The organism is Dactylosporangium sp. CA-052675 (assembly GCF_050947935.1).
Taxonomy (GTDB): domain Bacteria; phylum Actinomycetota; class Actinomycetes; order Mycobacteriales; family Micromonosporaceae; genus Dactylosporangium.
The window spans coordinates 7,546,559-7,566,654 of the sequence record NZ_CP192010.1 but is presented as its reverse complement, the minus strand read 5'-3'; the positions used below and the strand labels follow the sequence as shown (position 1 = coordinate 7,566,654).

The following is a 20,096-nucleotide window of genomic DNA, read 5'->3' as shown; positions in this document are numbered from 1 at the left end:
CGCTCTTGGAGTTCCCCCGTGCCCCTCGCTGACCCACGCCCCATCCTCGCCGCCGCCCGCACCAGCGGGTACGGCGTCGGCGCCTTCAACACGACCCTGCTCGAGCACGGCGAGGCCCTCGTCGCCGGCGCCGAGGCGGCCCAGGCGCCGCTCATCATGCAGATCAGCGAGAACGCGGTCCGCTACCACGGCTCCCTGCGCCCCCTGGCCCAGGCCTGCCTGGCCCTCGCCGAGGCCGCCACGGTCCCGGTGGTCCTGCACCTCGACCACGCCGAGGACGTCGAGCTGGTCCGCGAGGCCGTCCGCCTCGGCTTCACCTCCGTCATGTACGACGGGTCCAAGCTCGACGACGCCCGCAACCGCGCCGTCACGCGCGAGGTCGTCGCCTTCTGCCACGCCGCCGGGGTCGCCGTCGAGGCGGAGCTGGGCGAGGTCGGCGGCAAGGACGGCGTGCACGCGCCCGGCGTGCGCACCGACCCCGGCGACGCCGAGCGCTTCGTCGCCGACACCGGCGTGGACTGCCTGGCCGTGGCCGTCGGCACCTCGCACGCCATGGCCACCCGCGACGCCGTCGTCGACCTGGAGCTGGTCGCGGCGATCGCGGCCCGGGTCGCCGTACCGCTCGTGCTGCACGGCTCCTCCGGCGTCGACGACGCGACCCTGGCCCGCGTGGTGACCTCCGGCATGACGAAGGTCAACATCGCCACCCACCTGAACAAGTGCTTCACCGCCGTGGTCCGCGACCGTCTGGGGGCGGACCCGTCGGTCATGGACGCGCGCAAGTACGTGGCGCCCGCCCGCGCCGCCATGGCCGGCGAGGTCACCCGCCTGATCCGCGTGCTCAACCCGCAGGCGCCGGGCGTGGCGGCATGAGGATCCTGGTCACGCCGCGCAGCATGTCCGCGGCCGGATCGCCCGCGCTGGACCGGCTCACCGCCGCCGGCTACGAGATCGTCACGCCGTCGCCGGGCCGCCAGCCCACCACCGAGGAGCTGCTGGAGGCGGTGCCCGGCGTCGTCGGCTGGGTCGCGGGCGTCGAGCCCATCGGCGCCGACGTCCTGGCGCGCGCGGACCGCCTGCGGGTCATCAGCCGCAACGGCGCCGGCAGCGACGCGATCGACGCGCGCGCGGCCGCCGACCGGGGCGTCCTCGTCCTCACCGCGCGCGGCGCCAACGCCCAGGGCGTGGCGGAGCTGGCCCTGGCCCTGGCCCTGATGGGGCTGCGCGGCCTGCCCGAGGCCGCGGACGCCCTGCGCGCGGGCACCTGGCGGCGCAGCACCGGCCGGGAGGCGGCCGGCCGCACGCTCGGCATCGTCGGCTACGGCGCCATCGGGCGCCGGCTCGCCGGCCTCGCCCGCGGCCTGGAGATGACGGTCGTGGCCCATGACCCGTTCGTGACGGCGGCGGACGTACCACTGCTGCCCCTCGACGATCTGCTGCGCACGAGCGAGGTCGTCTCCCTGCACGTGCCCCCGTCGCCCGGCGGGCCCCTGCTCGGCGCCGCCGAGCTGGCCCTGCTGCGCGACGACGTGGTGCTGCTGAACACGGCCCGCTCGACACTCGTCGACGAGGCCGCGCTGCTGGCCGAGATCCGGTCGGGGCGGATCGCGTTCTACTCCGTCGACGCCTTCGACCGCGAGCCGCCGGCCCCCTCCGAGCTGCTGCGCGAGGCCCGCGTCCTGCCGACCCCGCACCTCGGCGCGGCCACGGCGGAGAGCTCCCGCCGCGCGGCCGAGGCCGCGGTGGACAACCTGCTGGCCGCCCTGGCCGCGTGACCGCCCCGCCACGGCCCGCGCTGACCGGCGCGGGCCCGGCCCCGGTCCGCCGGCTCGGCCCGCGGCCCGGTCCGCCGGCCCGGCCCGCGGCTCAGCCCGCCGGGTGCTGGCGGTGGCGGCCCGGCGTGGTGCCGACGATCGCGGTGAAGGCGGCGATGAAGCCGCTCGGGTTCGCCCACCCGCACGCGTGGGCGACCCGGGTCGTGTCGTGGCCCTCGGCGAGCAGGACGAGGGCGTGCCCGATGCGCAGCTGGGTGCGCCACTCGTAGAACGTCGTGCCGAGCTCGTCGTGGAACAGGCGGCTGAGCGTGCGCGCGCCGGCCCCGACCCGCCGGCCGAGCGCGGCCAGCGAGCTGGTGTCCGCCGGGTCCTCGTCCAGGATGCGGGCCACGGCCCGCAGCCGGTCGTCGCGCGGCTCGGGCAGGCGCAGGGGCTGCTCGGGGGCCGCGCGGAGCTCGTCGGCCAGGACCCGGTGCAGGCGGGCGCGCGGGCCGCGCTCGAGCGGGCGCGGGCCGGTGAGGGTGAGCAGGACCTCCCGGGCGAGGCCGGAGGCGAGGAAGACCGCCGGTTGCCCGGGGATCAGCCGGGCGAGCGACGCCGGCAGGAACACGATCCGCATGTCGGTCTCGCCGTGGGCCCGGTGGTGGTGCGCGGACCCGGCCGGAACCCAGGCGACCCGGTTGGCCGGGACGATCAGCGTGCCGCGTTCGGTGTGCACGGACAGGACGCCGCCGGCCGCGTACAGCAGGTGCCCGCGCGGGTGGGTGTGGGCCGCGCTGGTCCCGCCCGACGGCCACAGGTGCACGCCCCCGGCCGGCCAGATCCGGGATTGGCGGGCTACGGGCATGCTTTGGCATGTTACCGGTGGACGGCCACCCGGTCCCGCGGCGATCGTGCAGGGCATGACGACGACGATGCGAGCGGCGGTCTGTGTGCGGGCGGGCGGCCCCGAGGTGCTGCGGATCCGGGAGCTGCCGGTGCCGGCCGTACGGCCGGGCTGGAGCCTGGTGCGGGTGATGGGCGCGGGCCTCAACCGTTCGGAGCTGCGGACCCGCCAGGGGCACTCCCCGGGCGTGCGGTTCCCGCGGGTGCTGGGGATCGAGTGCGTGGGGGTCGTGGCCGCCTCGGCCGATCCCGCGCTGCGGGAGGGCACGACGGTCGCGGCGGTGATGGGGGAGATGGGGCGGCGCTTCGACGGCGGCTACGCCGAGTACGCGCTGCTGCCCGACGCCCTGCTCATGCCGGTGCGCACCACGCTGCCCTGGGAGGTGCTGGCCGCGCTGCCGGAGACGTACCTGACCGCGCACGGCGCCCTCGACGCGCTGGGCGTCCGCCCCGGCGAGCGGCTGCTGATCCGGGGCGGTACGTCCTCGGTGGGCCTGGCCGCCGCGTCGATCGCGCGCGGCCGGGGCGTCGAGGTCGCGGCCACGACCCGCCGGCCGGGCAAGGCGGGCGCGCTGCGTGCGGCCGGCGTCGAGCACGTGCTGCTCGACGACGGCGGCCCGCTGCGCACGCCGTGGAGCGCGGGGCCGAGCCACGTCCTCGATCTCGTCGGCGCGAGCACCGTCGCCGGCTCGCTGCGCCTGGTCCGCCGGGGCGGCACCGTCTGCGTGGCGGGCTCCCTCGGCGGATGGCTGATCGAGGGCTTCGAGCCGATCGCGGCGATCCCCTCCGGCACCCGCCTCACGGCGTTCCACAGTGACGACGTCAAGGGCGCCGCGGGCGCGGCCGTGCTCGAGCGGGTCGTGCGCAACGTCGAGGCCGGCGTCTACCGGCCGAACGTCGACCGGGTCTTCGGCCTGGACGACATCGCCGAGGCCCACCGGTACATGGAGGAGAACCGGGCCGCCGGCAAGGTGGTGATGCTGCCGGGCGGCCACGGCGCCCGGGCGGGTGCCGCGGCCGCCGCGGGTGTTACGGGCAGCGCTTCCAGGCCACCTGGTACACGGTGCTGAAGCTGGCGTCCGTCGAGTCCATGCTCATGAAACTCGTGGTCTTCCTGGGGTTGGAGCGGCCGGCGTTGACCCGCAGCTCGGTGTTGATGTTGAGGTTGCGCTGCTGGCCGCAGGGCTCGAAGACCAGCGCGGTCACCCCGACGACGTCCTTGGTCTGCCAGTTGTCGTCCAGCGGGCCGTTGAACGGATGGCTGGCCCGGGCGGTCTGCGCGTTGCCCTGGAAGTAGTAGCTCGCCACCGCCGTGCCGGTCGCGCCGCGCTCGAGGTGGGCGTAGCCGCGGTAGTCGGCCTCCGCGATGGCGTACGTGAATCCCTGCGGGATGTGCACGTCGAGGGCGAGCTGGCAGTTCTTGCGGAAGTCGGTGGGCTTGGTCCCGACCCCGACCTGGGCCATGTACTCGCTGTAGGTGACCGTGAAGGCCTTCCTGTCGGGCGAGACGGAGACCGCGGCGCTGCCGTCCGGGCAGCCGGAGCCGTTGGCGGTGACCACGCTGATGCTGACCTCGTTCGGCGGTGGCGGCGGCGTCGCGGCCGCGGCGGGCGCCGTGAGCGAGGACAGGAGCATGGCACCGGCGGTGACGGCGTGAAACATGGAACCCCCCGAAGATCCAAGCGCACTGGGCGCGTTGTCTCCGTCACTCTATGGAGTCAAGGCGGCGAGGGTCGGGTGGTCCGGCCTGGCCGCTCAGGTCGTTGTCGGGCGCTGCTCGACGGATCGGCCCCTCGTCCGTTCGGTCAGGTTCGTCCGCCCGGTCGGGTTCGTCCGGGCGGACGGGTCCGGTCTAGGCTCGGCGCATGATCAGCTTTCGGAGCGCGGTCGAGGCGCGCGATGCCGAGGCCATCGCCGCGACGCTGGCCGCCGGCGTGGTCTTCCACAGCCCCGTGGCCTTCCGGCCGTACGAGGGCAAGCCGCTGGTCGCGGCGATCCTGCGCGGCGTGCTGCGCGTCTTCGAGGACTTCCGCTACGTCCGGGAGCTCGGCGGCCCGGGCGGGCGGGACCACGCGCTCGTCTTCGCGGCCAGGATCGGCGACGTGGCCGTCGAGGGCTGCGACTTGCTGCACCTGGACGAGGACGGCCTGATCGACGACTTCACCGTCATGGTCCGCCCGCTGTCGGCCGCACAGGCGGTGGCGGCCGCGATGGCCGCGCAGTTCGACCAGATCAAGCGCGAGGCCGGCGCCTAGCGGCGTCACCGAGGCCCACATGGCCGGCGCCCCGCCGCGAAGCGGACGCGGAAGGTCAGCAACGTGCGGCACCGAACATGCCGGGCCGGCGGACCGGCGACAGCGAGGAGTGCCGCACCACCAGCTCGGGCGCGACCAGCACGCGCTGGGAGGGCCGCCGGTCGCCGTCGAGGAGGCGGGACACCATGAGCTCGACGGCCAGCCGCCCGACGTGGTGCTTCGGCGGGCGGACCGCGGTCAGGGCGGGCTCGGCGAGGTGGGCGGACGCGTCGTCGTACGACACCAGGGCCAGCTCGTCGGGGACCGCCACCCCGTGCTCGGCGCACCACCGGGCGACCGGCACCGCGTCGGGGTCGCTGTGCACGATCAGCGCGGTGACGCGCGTGCGGCGGCACTGCGCGACGATGTCGCGGATGCTGCCGCGCTGCTCGCCGCCGGTGAGCGCGACGACCATCGCGTCGGGGATGCCCAGGTCGGCGCAGGCGGCCCGCCACCCCTGCAGCAGGTGCTCGGAGGTGGGGCTGCCGGGCGAGAGCAGCAGCCCGATGTGCCGGTGCCCCTGCTGGTGCAGGTGGTGCACGGCGATCTCGGCGCCGAGCGCGTGGTCGCTGCGCACCCACTCCAGCTGCCGCGGCGTCGCGGTCCACCGGTGCGGCTGGCGCTCGACGAGGATCGCCGGCACCGGCAGCCGCCCGATCCAGGCGATCATCCCGGCGTCGAGACTGGGCGCGAGCAGCAGCCCCTCGACCCGGTCGTCCTCGACGAGCCGGCCGATCTGCCGCCGGTCCTCGTCGGGGTCGCAGGAGGAGCCGCGCAGCCGCAGCGCGACCCCGAGCGCCGCGGCGGCCGCCCGCGCCCCGGCCACGACCGGCGGCCAGGAGAAGTCCAGCGACGGCACGACGACGCCGATGGTGAACCGCATGCCCTTCGGCGGCCGGGGCGGGTCGGGGGCCGGGCCCTGGCCGGGCAGCGTGGCCCCGCCGTGCACGCGGGTGAGGAGGTTGCGCTCGGCCAGGGCGGCGATGTCGCGGCGGATGGTGAGCTCGCTGACCCCGAGCTCACGCGCCAGCGCGGCGACGCGCACCGATCCGGACCGGCGCAGCTCGCTGAGCAGCCGCTCGTGGCGCTGCACGCCGAACAGCCGATCCGCCATGGTGTTCGTTAACATAGATGGCGGATGATGCCTCGTCAATCGTTGTGTGGGCGCTCCCGCCGGATGAGCTCGGCGAGGCGGTCCAGCGACGCCCGCAGCTTGTCGGCCGTCGTCGCCCGCGCCCGCGCGAGGCGGTGCTCGTCGGTGAGGTCGCTCCAGTCGTACGTGTGCGTCACCCGCGTGTTCCCGTCGTCGACGGGCTCGAGCTCCCACCGCCACAGGTGCCCGGGCCGGGGCCGGCCCGGCTCGCTCGGCCGCCACGCGATGCGCCGCCCCTCGGCGAACTCGACCACGTGGTTCTCCCGGACGCCGCCCGTGGTCAGCGTCGTGACGAACACGTCGCCGACGGCCCGCACGCGCTGCCCGGCCGCCGCCTCCCGCAGATTCTCGTTGCCGTCCCAGCGCGGCTGCTGCGCCGGGTCGGCGATGAGCTCGAAGATGACGGCGGCGGGCGCGGCGATGTCGAGGCCGGCGGAGACGACTCGGGTCATGCCCTCATCGAAGCACCCGTGCGCCGCCCGCGCCGACCGGCCTTCCGCCGTGGTGGCGTGCCGGCCGGTGACGCCCTCCGGCAGGCCGTCGCGGGCCCGCCCCGGCCCGGCCGTGATCGACGCCCGGAGAGCGGCCCGGCGCTGCACCGGCCTCAGCCGCCCTCAGCCGCCCTCAGCTGGCCGGCCTTACCAGCCGCCCTCGAAGAACGCGAGGAGAGCCGGCGCCGGGTCGTCCGCGGTGCCCGCGTTGGCGATGACGACCACGAGCACCGCGAGCGACGCCAGCGTCGCCATCGCGCCGAGCCCGCCCCACACGGCCGCCCGCGTGGCCGCGAACCGGCGCCATCCGAGCACGCTCGCCCCGACGAGCCCGATCGCGGCGACGGCGGCGACGACCGCCATCGCCGCGTGGTACGCGCCGAAGTCGCCGACCATCGCCCGCAGCGCCGGGCCGGGCTCGCCGCTCGCGAGCTGCCGGCGGATCTGCCCGAGCGTCTCGGCGAGCGCCGCGTCCGGAGCGCTCTCGGTGAGCATCGGCAGCAGGGACGAGAACGGGGCGACGGCGCCCTGGACGTTGGCCATCACGGTCGCGAGCGCGAGCAGCCCGGCGCCCGCGACGCCGATCGTGGCCCAGCGGTGGCCGGCGGCGAGGAGGCGCCGGCCGAGCAGCGCGAGCACGACGAGCAGCAGCGCTGCGAGGGCGCCCTTGACGAGGTGGTAGCGCAACCAGAAGTGGACGACCGCTGTGAGGTCCGGGCCGCGCTCGCCGGTGCGCCAGAAGTCGACGAATCCGGCCCGGAGCCGGTCGGCGAGGCCGTCCGGGTCGGCGAGCGCCCGGTCCGACCCGATGGCCGCGACCGGCCCGGGCGCGAGGAGGAACGCGGCGACGAGCACGACGGCGAGGGCGATCAGCTTGCGAGGCATGGCACCGAGCCTCGCGGCCCGCGCCCGCGACGGCCATGGCGCTGAGGGGAGTCCGCGGGGTAACGCAGGCGCTACGCCGCGCACCTTCCGGGGGCGCTCAGAACAGCGGGTGGGCCGCTCCCGCGAGGACCGCCGCCGGGCCGAGGGCGGGGGAGCGGACCGCGACGCCGGCGATGCCGGGCAGGGCCGCGGCCCGCAGGGCGTCGAGCACCGCGGCGCGGAACGGCTCGCCGAGGCCGAGCACGCCGCCGCCGAGCACGATCGCGTCCGGGTCGAGCAGGTTCGCGGCCGCCGCCAGGCCGTGGCCCAGGATCTCGGCGGCGAAGGCGATCGCGGGGCTGTCGCCGGGCACGTCCTGCAGGCGCGGGGCCGTGTCCAGGCCGGCCCGGCGCGCGTGGTCGGCGGCGATCGCCGGTCCGGCCGCATAGGACTCGACGTGGTCGGCGGCCCCGCAGCCGCAGCGGCGGCCGAGGGACGCGGTCGCCGGGAGGTGGCCGATGCTGCCGGCCAGGCCCAGCCGGCCGGTCAGCAGCGAGCCGCCGGCGACGAGCGCGCCGCCGATGCCCGTGCCCACGGCCACCACGAGCGCGGTGCCGGCCCCGGCCGCGGCGCCCCAGGCGGCCTCGGCGACGGCCATCGCCTGCACGTCGTTGCGCACGAGCACGGTGACGCCGAGGGCCTCGGCGAGCGCGGCGCGCACGTCGGTCCCGGTCCAGCCCGGCAGCGAGTCGGTGGCGTGCGTGACGCGGCCGTGCGGGTCGACGGCGCCGGCCGTGCCGACACCGCAGCCGAGCACCGCGCCGTCGCCGACGACCCGGCGGCCGAGGTCCGCGGCGGCGCGCAGCACGGCGGCCGGGCCCTCGCGCGCGGGCGTGGGCACGCGGTGCAGGGGGCCGGTGGAGCCGTCGGCGTGCACGAGCGCGGCGGCGATCTTCGTGCCGCCGATGTCGATGCCGAGCGCGGTGCCCGCCGCCGGCTGTCCCGGGTTCATCGCTGGGTGGCGGCGACCAGGCCGCGGGTCAGGGCGAGCGGGTCCGTGATCGCCGTGCCGACGACGACCGCGAAGGCGCCGAGGGCGAACGCGTGCCGCAGGTGCTCGGTGGTGGCGAGCCGGCCCTCGGCGACCGTGCGCACCCCGGCGGCGGCGAGGTTCGCCACGAGCGCGAGGTCCGGCTGCGTCCCCTGTGGACTGTCCGCGGTGTAGCCGGACAGCGTCGTCGCCACGAGCTGCGCGCCGGCCGCCCACGCCGCGAGCCCCTGCGCCTCGGTGGCGACGTCGGCCAGGAGCGGCAGCCCGAGCCCGTGCACCCGCCGCACCAGCTCGGCCACGGGCAGGTCGCCGCGCCCGGTCGCCTCGGCGGCGATGATGTCGGCCCCGGCCGCGGCGAGGTCCTCGACCAGGGGCCAGTGGGGCGTGATGAGGTACCGATCCGGCGCCTTGACCTTGTGCAGCCCGATCACCGGCAGGTCGACGACGGCCTTGACGGCCCGCACGTCCTCGGGCGAGTTCACGCGGACGGCCACCGCGCCGCCGAGCGCCGCGCACTGCGCCAGCCGCGCGATCACGTCGGGTGAGCGCAGCGGATGGCCGTCGGGCGCCTGACACGACACCACAAGCCCGCCGGTGAGCGCCTCCAGCATGCGGTACCTCCATAAGTGGTCTAGTCCATTCACGCTAACATCATGGTGTGACGAAGCACGAGCGCCTTCACGCACACCTCGAAACGCTCATCCAGGGCGGAATTGGTCCAGACCAACGCCTACCACCCGAGCGCGAGCTGGCCGAGGCGTTCGGCGTGAGCCGCATGACCGTCCGCCACGCGCTGGACCGCCTGGAGCGGGAGCGCCGGGTCTACCGCGTGCAGGGCGCCGGCACCTTCGTGGCCCGCCCGCCCATCGCGAAGACGATCGAGCTGACGTCCTTCACCGAGGACATGCGCCGCCGGGGGCTCGTCCCCGGCTCGGTGCTGCGCGTCTTCGAGACCGTCGCGGCCGGCCCGCAGATCGGCTCCGCCCTGTCGCTGAGCCCCGCGGACGAGGTGGTGCACGTGGAGCGGGTGAGGACGGCGGACGGCATCCCGATGTGCCTGGAGCACGCGTACCTCCCCGCCGCGCTCGTGCCGGGTCTCACGACGATCGAGGGCTCGCTCTACGCGCAGCTGCAGCGGCGGTACCGGATCCGGATCACGCACGCGGAGCAGTCCATCCGCGCGACCGTCCTGGACCCGCAGGCCGCGGCCCGGCTCGACGCCCCGCCGTTCAGCCCGGCCCTGCTCGTGGAGCGCACCGCGTTCGACGAGCGCGACCGCCCCGTCGAGCGCGCGATGTCGACGTACCGGGGCGACCGCTACTCCTTCGAGATCGCCGTCACCACAGCGGCGGCCGGCTCTCCTGCGAGAGCCGGCCGCCGCTCGGGGGGCGAGTAGCGCTCAGATGAGCCAGCGGTTGCGCTGGACGAGGGGGAGCTTGGCCCAGTGCTTGCCGAGGCCCCAGGTCTGGCCGGCGTAGGCGGCGGCGAGGACGATCATGACGATGGCGTAGATGGCGTGGTAGTCGGTGAGGGGGTTGGTCGAGCCGGTGGGTGTGCCCTTGGCGGTGTGCTGGGCGAGGGGGAACTCGGCAAGCCACATGAAGGCCATGAGCAGGGTGCCGGAGGCGGCGGCGATGCGCATGCCGATGCCGGTGGTGAGGGCGAGGCCGATGCCGAGCAGGCCGAGCATGAAGCCCCAGTTGGCGTACCAGGTGCCGGCGATGGTGTGGAAGAAGCCCTGCAGGGGGCCGGCGTCGACGTTGGCGAGGAAGCCCTTGGTGGGGTTGCCGCCGTTGATCCAGGCCTTGGCCGAGGGGGTCGAGTAGCCGAGGCCGAGGAGCTTGTCGGCGAAGGCCCACAGGAAGACGAAGCCGGTGGCGTACCGCAGCACCGCGAGCGCCTTCGCGGCGGTCTTCGTCAGCATGCTCCCGGGGGCCTCGACCCGCTCGAGGTGGCTGGCTGCGGTGTGGTTGACGTGCGAGGTGCTCATGGCTCTCGGCCTCCTGCCGCGCTCTCTTGTGACACCAACAGCGTCGCAAGGACGAGGCTCGGGCACCCGTGCCGAAGCGACCCACCCGGCGGGACCAACGGCCCCTCAGTGACCGGGACCTGTGGGCAGCAGCGCGGCGATCAGGTCGCGCAGGGGACCGGCCAGGGCGTCGCGATCCGCGGACTGCAGCGGCTCCATCGCGCCGACCGAGCGCAGCAGCACGATGCCGAGCGAGGCGGCGAGGACCATCTGGGCGCGCAGCAGCACCTCCTCGTCGCCGGGCTCCCGCCCGGCGGCGGCCGCGAGCCGCTCGGCGGAGGTGCGCAGGACGCCGCGGCGGATCTCGTCGGCGCGCTCGTCGCCGGAGGAGCGCAGCAGCAGCGCGAGCTGGCCGGGCGCGCCCTCGGGCCCGATCCGCGCGGCCTGCTCGGCGATCACGAGGTGTACCTCCCGCAGCGGCACGTCCCCCGTCTCGCGCCGCAGCTCGTCGACGGCCGCGGTCAGGCAGGCCTCGAACAGTCCTTCCTTCGACGTGAAGTACCGCGCGATGAGCGCCACGTTGACGCCCGCGTCCTCGGCGATGTCCCGCAGCGTGGTGGTCCGGTACCCGTCCCGCGCGAACCGCGCCCGCGCGGCGTCGAGCAGCAGCGCGCGCGTCTTGGCGGCGTCCCGGCGTCGGTTCGGGGGCGCGGTCATCCGGATACGGTACCCGCTACCAGCGGCGCGACCGGCTCGGCGCACGCCGGGCGCCCGGCGCGCACCCCCCTGGACTACGGCCGCTGCCCGAGCAGCGCCACGCACAGGCCGGTCAGGTGCTCGACGAGCGGCTCGGCGGCCTCGCGCATGTCGTGCCAGACCCAGTCGATCAGCACCTCGCTGACGCCGGCGATCAGCGCCAGGATCGTGCGCTCGTAGCGCACCGGGTCCGCGCGCAGCGCCGGCGCCAGGGGCGCGAGCACCCGGCCGAACAGTTCCGCCTCCTCGCGCAGCACCCCGCGCCGGCGCAGCTCCATCCGCGGCGCGTTGATGTAGACGATCCGGGCGCGCTCGGGGTGCTCGGCCAGCAGCCGCACCAGCGCGGCCAGCATCGGGCGCAGCGCCGCGTCGAGGCCGTCCGCGCGCTGGGGCGCCGCGGCCGCGACCTCGGTCAGCAGCCAGCCGTTGACCTCGCGGTGCAGCGTGAGCACGAGCGCCTCGCGATCGGCGAAGTGGTCGTAGAAGTACCGCTTCGAGACCTTGGCGAGGGCGCACACATCGGCAACGGTGACGTCGTCGTAGTCCCGGCTCGCGAACAGCCGCACCGCCGCCGCCACGAGCCGCTCCCGCCGGTCCGCGGCCCGTTCCTCCCGGCTCTGCCCGCCGTAGGTCTCGCCGCGCCCGGACGGCCGTTCGGCCACCCCGCCACCTCCACGTCGCCCGCCCCCTCCCGAATTCGGACACCGTACCCGAAGCTCGCCGGCGGTAATCCAGCGGAGTTTTCGGTACGGCGCGGCAACGTTTCCGTGGAAGTTTCACGCCGGCGGCGCGGTGCTCTCCCGCAGCACGAGCGACGTGGCGAGCTCGACCCGCGACGGCTCGACCGGCTGCCCGGCCGCGAGCCGCAGCACCATCTCGGCCGCGGCCCGCCCCATGCCCGCGAACGGCTGACGCACGGTGGTCAGCGGCGGCCCGCACCAGCGCGCCACCTCCAGGTCGTCGAAGCCCACGACGCTGAGGTCCCCGGGCACGCGCAGCCGCGCGCGCCGGGCCGCGTCGCACACCCCGAGCGCCTGCAGGTCGTTGCCGCACAGGATCGCCGTCGGCCGGTCCCGCCGGGCCAGCAGCTCGGCGCCGAGCGCGGCGCCGTCGTCGAACGTGAAGCGCCCGCTGCGCACCAGCCCGCGGTCCAGCGCCACGCCGGCCGTCTCCAGCGCGGCCCGGGCGGCCTCGAGCCGCGCCCGGGAGCACATGAACTGCGCCGGCCCGGTGATGACGGCGATGCGCCGGTGCCCGAGGTCGAGCAGGTGGCGGGCCGCGGCGATCCCGCCGGACCAGTTCGTGGTGCCCACCGACGGGGTGTCGTGCACCGGCTCGCCCGTCGGGTCGAGCACCACGAGGGGCACGCCGCTGGCCGTGAGCTGCTGATAGTACTGCCCGCGATAGGCCGAGTGCACCGCGATCACGCCGGCCGGGCGGCGCGCCAGCAGCAGGTCGGCGGTGCGGCGCCCGGCCCGCGGGGCGCGCCCCTGCAGGTCGGTGAAGCCGACGGTCAGGCCGCGGTCGCGCACGACCTCCTCGACCCCGCGCATGATCTCGACCGCGAGGTGGCTCTCCAGGCCGGAGAAGGCGACCTCGACGATCGGCAGCGCGGAGGTTCCGTCGGTGCGCCGGTACCCGTGCTCGCGCAGCAGCGCCTCGACGCGCTCGCGGGTGTCGACCGCGATGCCGGAGCGACCGTTCAGCACTTTCGAGACCGTCGGCGGCGACACCCCCGCCAGCCGTGCGATCGCGGCCACGGTCACCGAGCCCCGCGGCCGCCGCCCGCCCCTGGGCTCGGGATTCGTCTCGGTCATGCCCGCATGATAGGCCGGGCGAGGGCGGCATTGACGAGCGTCGGTGGCGACCGTACGGTGAGGAAACGTTTCCGGTAAATATCCGAATGTTTCGAAACCGCGATGATGCCGGAGGGGATCGCATGAGCACCGCACCCGGGACCGTGACCGCGCCCGCCGGCCTCGCCTTCGCGCTGTGGCAGGACGCCTCGCTGCGGGTCACCTGGCGTGGCCGTGAGTTGTTCCGGTACGTCTACCGCGTCCGCGAGCCCCGGGTGGAGTCGCCGCGGCCCTACCTGCATCCGATCCGCACCCTCGGCGGCCGGCTCGTGAGCCTGTACCGCCCGCACGACCACCTCTGGCACAAGGGCCTGTCCCTGGCGCTGCCGAACGCGGGCCCGGACAACTTCTGGGGCGGCCCGACCTTCCGCCGCGACCGCGGCGGCTACGTCCAGCTGCCCAACAACGGCACCCAGCGGCACGAGTGCTTCGAGGAGCTCGGCGCCGGCGACCGGACCCTGCGCGTGGTCCAGCGGCTGTGCTGGCTGACCCAGGACGGGCGGGAGGCGTTCACCGAGCGCCGCGGGCTGACGGTCACGGTCCTGCCGCATCGCTCGGCCTGGCGCCTCGAGCTCGACACCGAGCTGCGCAACGCGGGCCGCGGCGCGGTGGACATCGGCAGCCCGCAGACCGAGGGCCGCGCCGGGGCCGGCTACGGCGGGCTGTGCTGGCGCGGGCCGCGCGGCTTCACCGGCGGCAGGGTGCGCACCCCGGACGCGGCGGGCGGCGACGACCTCAACGGCGTCCGGGCGCCGTGGCTCGCGTTCATCGGGCGGCACGACGGCGACGGCGGCGCCTCGACGGTGCTGTTCGCCGACGACCCGGCCAACGCCGGGCACCCGACGGCGTGGTTCGTGCGCAGCGCCGCCTACGCGGTGGTGGGGCCGGCCCCGTTCGCGGACGCGCCGGTGCGGCTGGAGGCCGGGGGGCGGCTGCGGCTGCGGTACGGCATCGTCTTCGCCGACGGCGAGCTCGGCGAGGACGAGTGCGCGACCCTGGCCCGGGCCTGACCCGCAGACGCGGCGGGTGTGGTGCTGGGGCTCACCACGCCCGCCGTCCGGGCCGCCTGTGCGGTTCTGTGTCGCCGGGCGCCGCTCGGTGGCCGGCGGCGGCGTACGCGGCGGGTGTGGTGCTGGGGCTCATCACGCCCGCTGTCCGGGCCGCCCGTGCGGTTCCGTGTCGCCGGGCCCCGCTCACTGGCCGGCGGCGGCGTACGCGGCGAACCGGTCGATGAGGCCCTGCGGCGCGTCGTCGCGGAAGCAGAGCTCCAGGTTCGCCGCCGCCTCCCGGGCCGCGTCCGCGCTGCGCGGGAAGAGCTCGGCCTCGTACGCCGCCAGCGCCCCCTCCGGGTCCCCCGGATGCGCCACGATCGCCCGGCCCAGCTCCGCGCCGTCGAACATCGCGAGGTTGGCCCCCTCGCCGGCGAACGGGGACATGAGATGGGCGGCGTCGCCGAGCAGCGTCACGCCCGGCACCCGGTCCCACCGCAGCCCGGCGGGCAGCACGTTGATCCTGCGGGGCACGACGGGCCCGTCGGCGTCGGTGACGAGCGCCCGCAGCCGCGGCGACCACCCGTCGAACTGCGAGACGAGGAGCGTCCGGGCGTCATCGGTACCGTCGAAGCCGGCGTGTTCGGCCCAGTCCTCGGGCGTGCGCAGCGCGACGTAGACGTGCAGGCTGCCGTCGGTCTCCCGGTGGGCGAGGAACCCCTTGCCCGGCCCGAGCGCGAACAGCATCCCCGCCCCGACGACCTCGGCGGCACCGGGGTGCCGCGCGTCGGCGTCGATCAGGTCGACCTCGAAGAAGGTGACCCCCGCGTAGGCCGGTCGCGCGTCGGTGAGCAGCGGCCGGATGCGCGACCAGGCCCCGTCGGCGCCCACGAGCAGGTCGGTGGTCTCGGTGCTGCCGTCGGCGAGCGTCAGCTCGTGCCGCCCGTCGCCGATCGCCGCGACCGCGGTGACGGCGGCGCCCCACCGGACGGTGCCCTCCGGCAGCGAGCCGATGAGCATGTCCCGCAGCTGCCCGCGATCGACCTCGGGCCGCCCGCCGTGCCCGTCGTCGGGCTCCTCGAGCCGCACGACGGCGTGCCGGTCGAGGATGCGCATGGCCTCCCCGCCGGGGTGGATGATCCGCCGGAACTCCTCGAACAGCCGGGCCTGCCGCAGCGCGACCTGCCCGTTGTAGTCGTGGATGTCGAGCATCCCGCCCTGCGTGCGCGCGCCGGCCGAGGCGTCGCGCTCGTAGACGGTGGCCGCGATCCCGTGGACGTGGAGCACCCGGGCGAGCGTGAGCCCGCCGAGCCCCCCGCCGACGATGCCGATGCTCAGCTGCTCCATGGCGCGCCTCTCCTTCCGCGGGCTTCGCCCGACTTTCTTGCGTGGGCCTTCTCTGGCTGCTCTCGTGAACCTCGCCCGACTTCTTCCATGAGCCTCGCCTGACGCCCTTTGCCGGCCTCGCCTGACTCCGTTTTTGGTCCTCGCCTGACTCCCTTTGCCGGCCTCGCCTGACTCCGTTTGTGGGCCTCGTCTGACTCCCTTTGTCGGCCTCGCCCGACGCCGTTTGTGGGCCTCGTCTGACTCCCTTTGTCGGCCTCGCCCGACGCCGTTTGTGGGCCTCGCCTGCCTGCTCCTGTGGGTCTTGCCCGAGCGTAACGAACGCGTTCGTGACGAATGCGTTTTATGAGTGCACGCCGATGCCCGGGGCCGGTGGCCGTCACCCGGGCAGGGAGTCAGCGCTCGGGCGCGGGCGAGCCGGCGATCCCGTTCAGCAGCGCGTCGAAGGCCCACCCCTGGCGCTGCTCGACGGTGCCGGAGAACAGCTCGTCCCGCGTGCGGCCCAGGTTCGGGTAGGCGTCGTCGGGCGCCTCCAGCACCGACTGCGTCTGCAGGCTCACCTCGCCGTCAGCCTCGGCCGACTCGTCCCGGGTGCCCTGCTCGGCGGCGATCGCCGTCGCCAGCTGCAGCAGCAGGTCGACGCCCCACGCGGCCTGGCGGACCGGGACGCCGCCGGCCAGCAGCAGCCCCAGCAGCTCGTCGACCATCCTCAGGTAGTTGGGCCCGGACGGCCGCAGGGTGAGCACGGAGCGGGCGAGGCTCGGCTGGGCGTGCAGGATGGCGGTGTAGGCCGACAGCAGCTCGGCAGCGGCGGCGCGCCACTCGGTGCCGGGCAGCGGCAGGGGCAGCCCGAACAGCAGCTCGTCGAGGAGGGCGCCGTGCAGTTCGGCGGTGTTGTGCAGGTAGACGTAGAGCGAGGCCGGGCCCGTGTCCAGCTCCGCCGCCAGCCGTCGCATCGTGACGCGCTCCAGGCCCTCCTCGCGCATGATCTGCAGCGCCGTCGACACGACGCCGGCCCGGCTCAGGGGCGGCTTGGCGGGGCGGTCGCGCCGGCTGACCGGGACTCGGCGAGGGCTCATGAACACGATCGTAACGAACATGTTCGCCCGTGCCAAGCTCCGCCGCCCGTGTTGCCCGGTGCCGCCCGTCGAACGCCGCGGCCAGGGCCGGCATACGACCGGTGCCGAGCCCGATGAGCCGCAGGTCACGCACGGGACACCGGAGACGCCCCTTGGACCCGCCTCCGTCCGCGATCCGCGATCCGCGATCCGCGATCCGCGATCCGCGATCCGCGATCCGCGATCCGCGATCCGCGATCCGCGGTCTGCGGTCTGCGGTCTGCGGTCTGCGGTCCGCGGTCCGCGATCCGCGGTCCGCCGAGAGACTCGCGCGAGTCTGCAAGTTGCAAGGGCGGGGTGGTGCCGGGTGCGGTGGCGAGTGCCGAGTGGCTGGTGTTGAGTGGCGGGTGCCTGGTGCAGGGCGGGGCCGGTGTGCGGGCGGTCGTGGTCCGTCCCGCGCCGGCGGTCATCGGGCAGGCCCCCACGAATTCGGCAGGTGAGCCATCCACGAATTCGGCAGGCCACCCATGAATTGGCAGGCCATCCACGAATTTCGGCGGGGCACCGCGGCGAGCGCCGGGGATCTACCCTGTCGCCATGCCGCCGAGCCTCGACTGCGTCAGCTCCCTGCCCGCCTTGCGCGCGGCCGACCTGCGAGAGGTCGCCGCGGCCGTGCTCTGGCTCGGCTTCGGGCACAAGCGCGCGCAGGCCCGGCCGGTGCTGAACCTCCTCGAGGTGCAGGCGACCATCGCGCGCAAGGTCCCCGAGGTGGCGATCCGCATGCTGCGCAGCGGGCCCGGCGCCGAGGAGGCGCGTGAGATCCTGCTCGAGGCGCTGCAGGTCCTCGAACACAGCCGGCTCGTGCTGTGGCGCTGGACCGGCGAGGACTACACCGCCGAGTCGATCGCGCTCACCCGCCGCGGCCGGGAGGCCCTGGCGAGCGCGGATCTCACGGCCTACATCGCCTGACCCCGGGAGCCGGGCGCGACGGCCGTGCGCGAGCTGGGGACGGGCACGGCGAGCACGGCGGTGGCGGCCCGCGTGCCCGCGCACGGGGTGCCCGCGCACGGAGTGCTGGCGGACGGGGTGCCGGTGGACGGGGTGTCCGTGGACGGGGTGCCGGTGGACGGGGTGCCCGCGCACGGAGTGCTGGCGGACGGGGTGCCGGTGGACGGGGTGTCCGTGGACGGGGTGCCGGTGGACGCGGTGCCCGCGCACGGGTGCCGGTGGACGGGGTGTCCGTGGACGGGTTGCCCGCGCACGGGTGGCGATGTTCCGGGTCACCGCTTGACCGCATCGGCGACCATGATGGTGTGCGACGACCCGTGCTGGTGGTGCTGATCGTGCTCCTGTCGGCGGCGGGCCTCGCCTCGGTGCTGCTCCTCCCGCCGTTCGTGGTCGACCACGACCTGGGCCGCACCTCCGTCGGCGCGAACGAGCGGCTCACGGCCATCAACAACGCCCGGACCGTCTTGCTGCAGGCCCTGGGCGCGGTGATTCTCGCCCTGGGCGCCTACGCCACCTGGCACCGGCTGCGCATCAACGAGGAGGAGCTGCGGCTGAGCCGCAGTGCGCAGACCACCGAGCGGTACTCCCGCGCGGTCGAGCACCTCGGTCACGACTCGCTGGACGTGCGCATCGGCGGCGTCTACGCCCTCGAGCAGATCGCCGGGCAGTCCCCGCCGGACCGCGGCGCCATCATCGCGATCCTGCGCGCCTATGTGCGCGGGCACTCGCCGTGGCCGCCCGGGCTCCCGGGCCAGCCGCCCGCCGGCACGCCCCCGGCGGAGCTGCCCACCCTGGCGATGCGGGCCAACGACGTGCAGGCCGCCGTCGACGTGCTTGTCCGGCTGCACGGCTCCGGTGGCGCGGAACGGCTGAGCCTGCCGCGGTGCGACCTGCGGTACGCGCGCATGAACGGGGCGGTCCTGCCCGGCGCGAATCTCGGCAACTGCGGGCTGACGCGGGCCCGGCTGCGCAAGGCCGACCTGCGGGACTGCCTGCTGGGCGACGCGGACCTGCGCCAAGCGGAACTGGACGGCGCCGACCTGCGCGGCGCGGACCTGGGCGGCGCGGACCTGCGCGGCACCGACCTGCGCGGCACGGACCTGCGCGGCGCGGACCTCGCCACCGTCCGGCTGGACGGCGCCGTCGCGGACGCGGACACCCGCTGGCCCGACGGCTTCGACCCGGTGTTCGCGGGCGTCGTGACTCCGGCCCGGGACGGGGCGTAGGCCGCGGCGGCCCGGATGATGCGCTGTACGTCCCGCATGTGCGGGCGCATCGCCTCCGGGTCGCGGTACCGCAGCGCGTCCACGATCCGCCGGCGGTTGGCCGCCGTGTGCGCGATGCGGTCCTCCGGCGGCGCGAGCAGGCCCTGGACCGCGCCGGAGCGGGGTCAGGCGAGGAGGCGTTCGAGCACGGCGGTGTGCGCGTGGTCGAGGTCGCGGGTGGCGGTGAGCAGGGTGAGCTCGCCGTCGCCGGCGAGGTCCCGCAGGTGCCGCAGCGCCGTCTCGCCCTCGGGTGCGTGCAGCTCGGCCCGGTAGCGCTTCGCGAACTCCGGATAGCGGGCGGGGTCGTGGCCGTACCACTTGCGCAGCTCGGCCGAGGGTGCCACCGCCTTGACCCACTCGTCGACGGCCGCCTGCTGCTTGGCGAGCCCGCGCGGCCACAACCGGTCGACCAGCACCCGGCAGCCGTCGTCCGCGGCCGGCTCGTCGTAGGCGCGTTTGACGTGCACCATGACTCCAGTGTGCACCCGTAGGCGCGGACGCGGTGGCGTTGCCGCCGGGTCCGGCCGAGTCGTCGGCAGCCCGCGACCCCGTCGTGCATCGATGGATCCCCCGTGCCTGGCCGGCCCGGTGGTTCGCGACTCGCGGCACCGGGTAACGGGGATCGGAGGATCACATGATGACGCGTACCAGAGCGCTGCTCTCGATCGCACCACTCGCGCTGCTGCTCGGTTCGGCCGCGGGCTGCGGCTCCGGCGGCGGCTCGGCCGCGCCCGGCGGGTCGGCGCTGCCCGCGAGCCGGGAGCCCACGGGTGCGCCGCCGGTGAGCGGCGCGCCGGAGCCGCCGGGCGGGGCGAGCCCGACCGGCGGCAGCGGCGGTGGCGGGGACTCCGGCCGCTGCCACCACGGCGAGGTCAGGCTCGCGGTCGGGGAGGCCCCGGGCGGCGGTGCGGCCGGCAGTCAGTACACCTGGATCGTCCTGACCAACACGTCGTCGCGGACGTGCACGTTCTCCGGGTACCCCGGTGTCTCCTGGGTCACCGGGGACAGCGGGCAGCAGGTCAACGAGCCCGCCGAGCGGGACACGGCCGTCTCGCCCCAGCGGGTCGAGCTGGCCCCCGGCAAGGCCGCGCACGCGCAGGTCCGCAGCCCGCAGACCGGCAACTTCGGCGACGAGTGCCAGCCCGTGCAGGTGCGCGGCTACCGGGTGTACCTGCCCGACGAGACCGCAGCGGACTTCGTGCCCGCCCCGCAGACCGTGTGCTCGGCCGACGGGGTCGGCCTGGCCCAGGTCGGCCCGGTGGTGGCGGGCCCGTCGCAGTAGCGTCGCGGGCCCAGCGCGGGCGCATCGCGGTAGCGTCGCGGGCGCATCGCGGTAGC

24 protein-coding genes are annotated in these 20,096 nt (G+C 75.6%); 9 read left to right on the top strand and 15 right to left on the bottom strand.

Translation table 11 applies throughout. The annotated features are described in order from the left end of the window. Positions 1-18 precede the first annotated feature (18 nt). The gene (locus ACQP1P_RS33745) at positions 19-873 is read left to right on the top strand and encodes a class II fructose-bisphosphate aldolase (protein ID WP_433077148.1); all 855 of its coding nucleotides are present in this window, start codon (positions 19-21) and stop codon (positions 871-873) included. Next, positions 870-1,775 carry an NAD(P)-dependent oxidoreductase gene (locus tag ACQP1P_RS33740; protein ID WP_433077146.1) on the top strand — a complete coding sequence of 302 codons (906 nt, stop codon included), beginning with the start codon at positions 870-872 and terminating at the stop codon, positions 1,773-1,775. The genes ACQP1P_RS33745 and ACQP1P_RS33740 overlap by 4 nt, the downstream gene beginning before the upstream one ends. 91 nt (positions 1,776-1,866) lie before the next feature. Here the strand turns inward: ACQP1P_RS33740 and ACQP1P_RS33735 are convergent, their stop codons facing one another. After that, positions 1,867-2,622: an AraC family transcriptional regulator gene (locus tag ACQP1P_RS33735; protein WP_433077144.1), complete on the bottom strand. Its 756-nt coding sequence runs from the start codon at positions 2,620-2,622 to the stop codon at positions 1,867-1,869. A gap of 55 nt (positions 2,623-2,677) precedes the next feature. Here ACQP1P_RS33735 and ACQP1P_RS33730 point away from each other — a divergent pair, with 55 nt between their 5' ends. Further along, a complete protein-coding gene (locus tag ACQP1P_RS33730; protein WP_433077142.1) occupies positions 2,678-3,730 on the top strand; it encodes a zinc-binding dehydrogenase in 1,053 nt (350 codons plus the stop codon). On the opposite strand, the gene ACQP1P_RS33725 is transcribed toward ACQP1P_RS33730, so the two are convergent. Then, positions 3,690-4,322, bottom strand: coding sequence for a DUF4360 domain-containing protein (locus ACQP1P_RS33725; RefSeq protein WP_433077140.1), 633 nt, complete (start codon positions 4,320-4,322; stop codon positions 3,690-3,692). The two genes, ACQP1P_RS33730 and ACQP1P_RS33725, sit on opposite strands and share 41 nt — an antisense overlap. 203 nt (positions 4,323-4,525) lie before the next feature. Between ACQP1P_RS33725 and ACQP1P_RS33720 the strand changes: the two genes are divergently transcribed. Then, the gene (locus ACQP1P_RS33720) at positions 4,526-4,915 is read left to right on the top strand and encodes a nuclear transport factor 2 family protein (protein ID WP_433077138.1); all 390 of its coding nucleotides are present in this window, start codon (positions 4,526-4,528) and stop codon (positions 4,913-4,915) included. Between the two features lie 55 nt (positions 4,916-4,970). Here the strand turns inward: ACQP1P_RS33720 and ACQP1P_RS33715 are convergent, their stop codons facing one another. The 5 genes from ACQP1P_RS33715 to ACQP1P_RS33695 form a co-directional block, all read right to left on the bottom strand. Then, entirely contained in the window at positions 4,971-6,068 is a 1,098-nt protein-coding gene (locus ACQP1P_RS33715; RefSeq protein ID WP_433077136.1) for a substrate-binding domain-containing protein, read from the bottom strand. A 35-nt stretch (positions 6,069-6,103) separates the two neighbouring features. After that, positions 6,104-6,559, bottom strand: coding sequence for an SRPBCC family protein (locus tag ACQP1P_RS33710; protein WP_433077134.1), 456 nt, complete (start codon positions 6,557-6,559; stop codon positions 6,104-6,106). 186 nt (positions 6,560-6,745) lie between these two features. Beyond that, a complete protein-coding gene (locus ACQP1P_RS33705) occupies positions 6,746-7,483 on the bottom strand; it encodes a hypothetical protein (protein ID WP_433077132.1) in 738 nt (245 codons plus the stop codon). A 97-nt stretch (positions 7,484-7,580) separates the two neighbouring features. Next, positions 7,581-8,474, bottom strand: coding sequence for an ROK family protein (locus tag ACQP1P_RS33700; RefSeq protein ID WP_433077130.1), 894 nt, complete (start codon positions 8,472-8,474; stop codon positions 7,581-7,583). Continuing rightward, the gene (locus tag ACQP1P_RS33695; protein ID WP_433077128.1) at positions 8,471-9,124 is read right to left on the bottom strand and encodes an N-acetylmannosamine-6-phosphate 2-epimerase; all 654 of its coding nucleotides are present in this window, start codon (positions 9,122-9,124) and stop codon (positions 8,471-8,473) included. The genes ACQP1P_RS33700 and ACQP1P_RS33695 overlap by 4 nt, the downstream gene beginning before the upstream one ends. 47 nt (positions 9,125-9,171) lie before the next feature. On the opposite strand from ACQP1P_RS33695, the gene ACQP1P_RS33690 reads away from it, so the two are divergent. Continuing rightward, complete coding sequence (locus ACQP1P_RS33690; protein WP_433077126.1) at positions 9,172-9,909, top strand: GntR family transcriptional regulator; 738 nt, start codon at positions 9,172-9,174, stop codon at positions 9,907-9,909. A gap of 3 nt (positions 9,910-9,912) precedes the next feature. On the opposite strand, the gene ACQP1P_RS33685 is transcribed toward ACQP1P_RS33690, so the two are convergent. The 4 genes from ACQP1P_RS33685 to ACQP1P_RS33670 form a co-directional block, all read right to left on the bottom strand. Further along, positions 9,913-10,503 (bottom strand): hypothetical protein, encoded by a 591-nt coding sequence (locus tag ACQP1P_RS33685; RefSeq protein WP_433077124.1) that lies wholly within the window; start codon positions 10,501-10,503, stop codon positions 9,913-9,915. A gap of 105 nt (positions 10,504-10,608) precedes the next feature. Beyond that, positions 10,609-11,199 (bottom strand): TetR family transcriptional regulator, encoded by a 591-nt coding sequence (locus tag ACQP1P_RS33680; RefSeq protein WP_433077122.1) that lies wholly within the window; start codon positions 11,197-11,199, stop codon positions 10,609-10,611. 74 nt (positions 11,200-11,273) lie between these two features. Then, a complete protein-coding gene (locus ACQP1P_RS33675) occupies positions 11,274-11,900 on the bottom strand; it encodes a TetR/AcrR family transcriptional regulator (RefSeq protein ID WP_433077120.1) in 627 nt (208 codons plus the stop codon). Between the two features lie 114 nt (positions 11,901-12,014). After that, positions 12,015-13,055, bottom strand: a complete 1,041-nt coding sequence (locus tag ACQP1P_RS33670; protein WP_433077118.1) for a LacI family DNA-binding transcriptional regulator — start codon at positions 13,053-13,055, stop codon at positions 12,015-12,017. A 122-nt stretch (positions 13,056-13,177) separates the two neighbouring features. On the opposite strand from ACQP1P_RS33670, the gene ACQP1P_RS33665 reads away from it, so the two are divergent. After that, the gene (locus tag ACQP1P_RS33665; RefSeq protein WP_433077116.1) at positions 13,178-14,104 is read left to right on the top strand and encodes a PmoA family protein; all 927 of its coding nucleotides are present in this window, start codon (positions 13,178-13,180) and stop codon (positions 14,102-14,104) included. Positions 14,105-14,287: 183 nt separating this feature from the next. Here the strand turns inward: ACQP1P_RS33665 and ACQP1P_RS33660 are convergent, their stop codons facing one another. Both ACQP1P_RS33660 and ACQP1P_RS33655 read right to left on the bottom strand, forming a co-directional pair. Next, a complete protein-coding gene (locus ACQP1P_RS33660) occupies positions 14,288-15,430 on the bottom strand; it encodes an FAD-dependent oxidoreductase (protein WP_433077114.1) in 1,143 nt (380 codons plus the stop codon). Positions 15,431-15,822: 392 nt separating this feature from the next. After that, positions 15,823-16,506 (bottom strand): TetR/AcrR family transcriptional regulator, encoded by a 684-nt coding sequence (locus tag ACQP1P_RS33655; protein ID WP_433077112.1) that lies wholly within the window; start codon positions 16,504-16,506, stop codon positions 15,823-15,825. Between the two features lie 576 nt (positions 16,507-17,082). Here ACQP1P_RS33655 and ACQP1P_RS33650 point away from each other — a divergent pair. Continuing rightward, positions 17,083-17,454 (top strand): hypothetical protein, encoded by a 372-nt coding sequence (locus ACQP1P_RS33650; RefSeq protein ID WP_433077110.1) that lies wholly within the window; start codon positions 17,083-17,085, stop codon positions 17,452-17,454. Here ACQP1P_RS33650 and ACQP1P_RS33645 read toward each other — a convergent pair. Beyond that, positions 17,442-17,747, bottom strand: coding sequence for a hypothetical protein (locus ACQP1P_RS33645; protein WP_433077108.1), 306 nt, complete (start codon positions 17,745-17,747; stop codon positions 17,442-17,444). The genes ACQP1P_RS33650 and ACQP1P_RS33645 overlap by 13 nt on opposite strands. Before the next feature lie 51 nt (positions 17,748-17,798). On the opposite strand from ACQP1P_RS33645, the gene ACQP1P_RS33640 reads away from it, so the two are divergent. Then, on the top strand, positions 17,799-18,719 hold the full coding sequence (locus ACQP1P_RS33640; RefSeq protein ID WP_433077106.1) for a pentapeptide repeat-containing protein: 921 nt from the start codon (positions 17,799-17,801) through the stop codon (positions 18,717-18,719). A 164-nt stretch (positions 18,720-18,883) separates the two neighbouring features. On the opposite strand, the gene ACQP1P_RS33635 is transcribed toward ACQP1P_RS33640, so the two are convergent. After that, positions 18,884-19,228: a DUF488 domain-containing protein gene (locus ACQP1P_RS33635; RefSeq protein WP_433077104.1), complete on the bottom strand. Its 345-nt coding sequence runs from the start codon at positions 19,226-19,228 to the stop codon at positions 18,884-18,886. 167 nt (positions 19,229-19,395) lie between these two features. Here ACQP1P_RS33635 and ACQP1P_RS33630 point away from each other — a divergent pair, with 167 nt between their 5' ends. Further along, positions 19,396-20,040 (top strand): DUF4232 domain-containing protein, encoded by a 645-nt coding sequence (locus ACQP1P_RS33630; protein WP_433077102.1) that lies wholly within the window; start codon positions 19,396-19,398, stop codon positions 20,038-20,040. Positions 20,041-20,096: the final 56 nt, after the last annotated feature.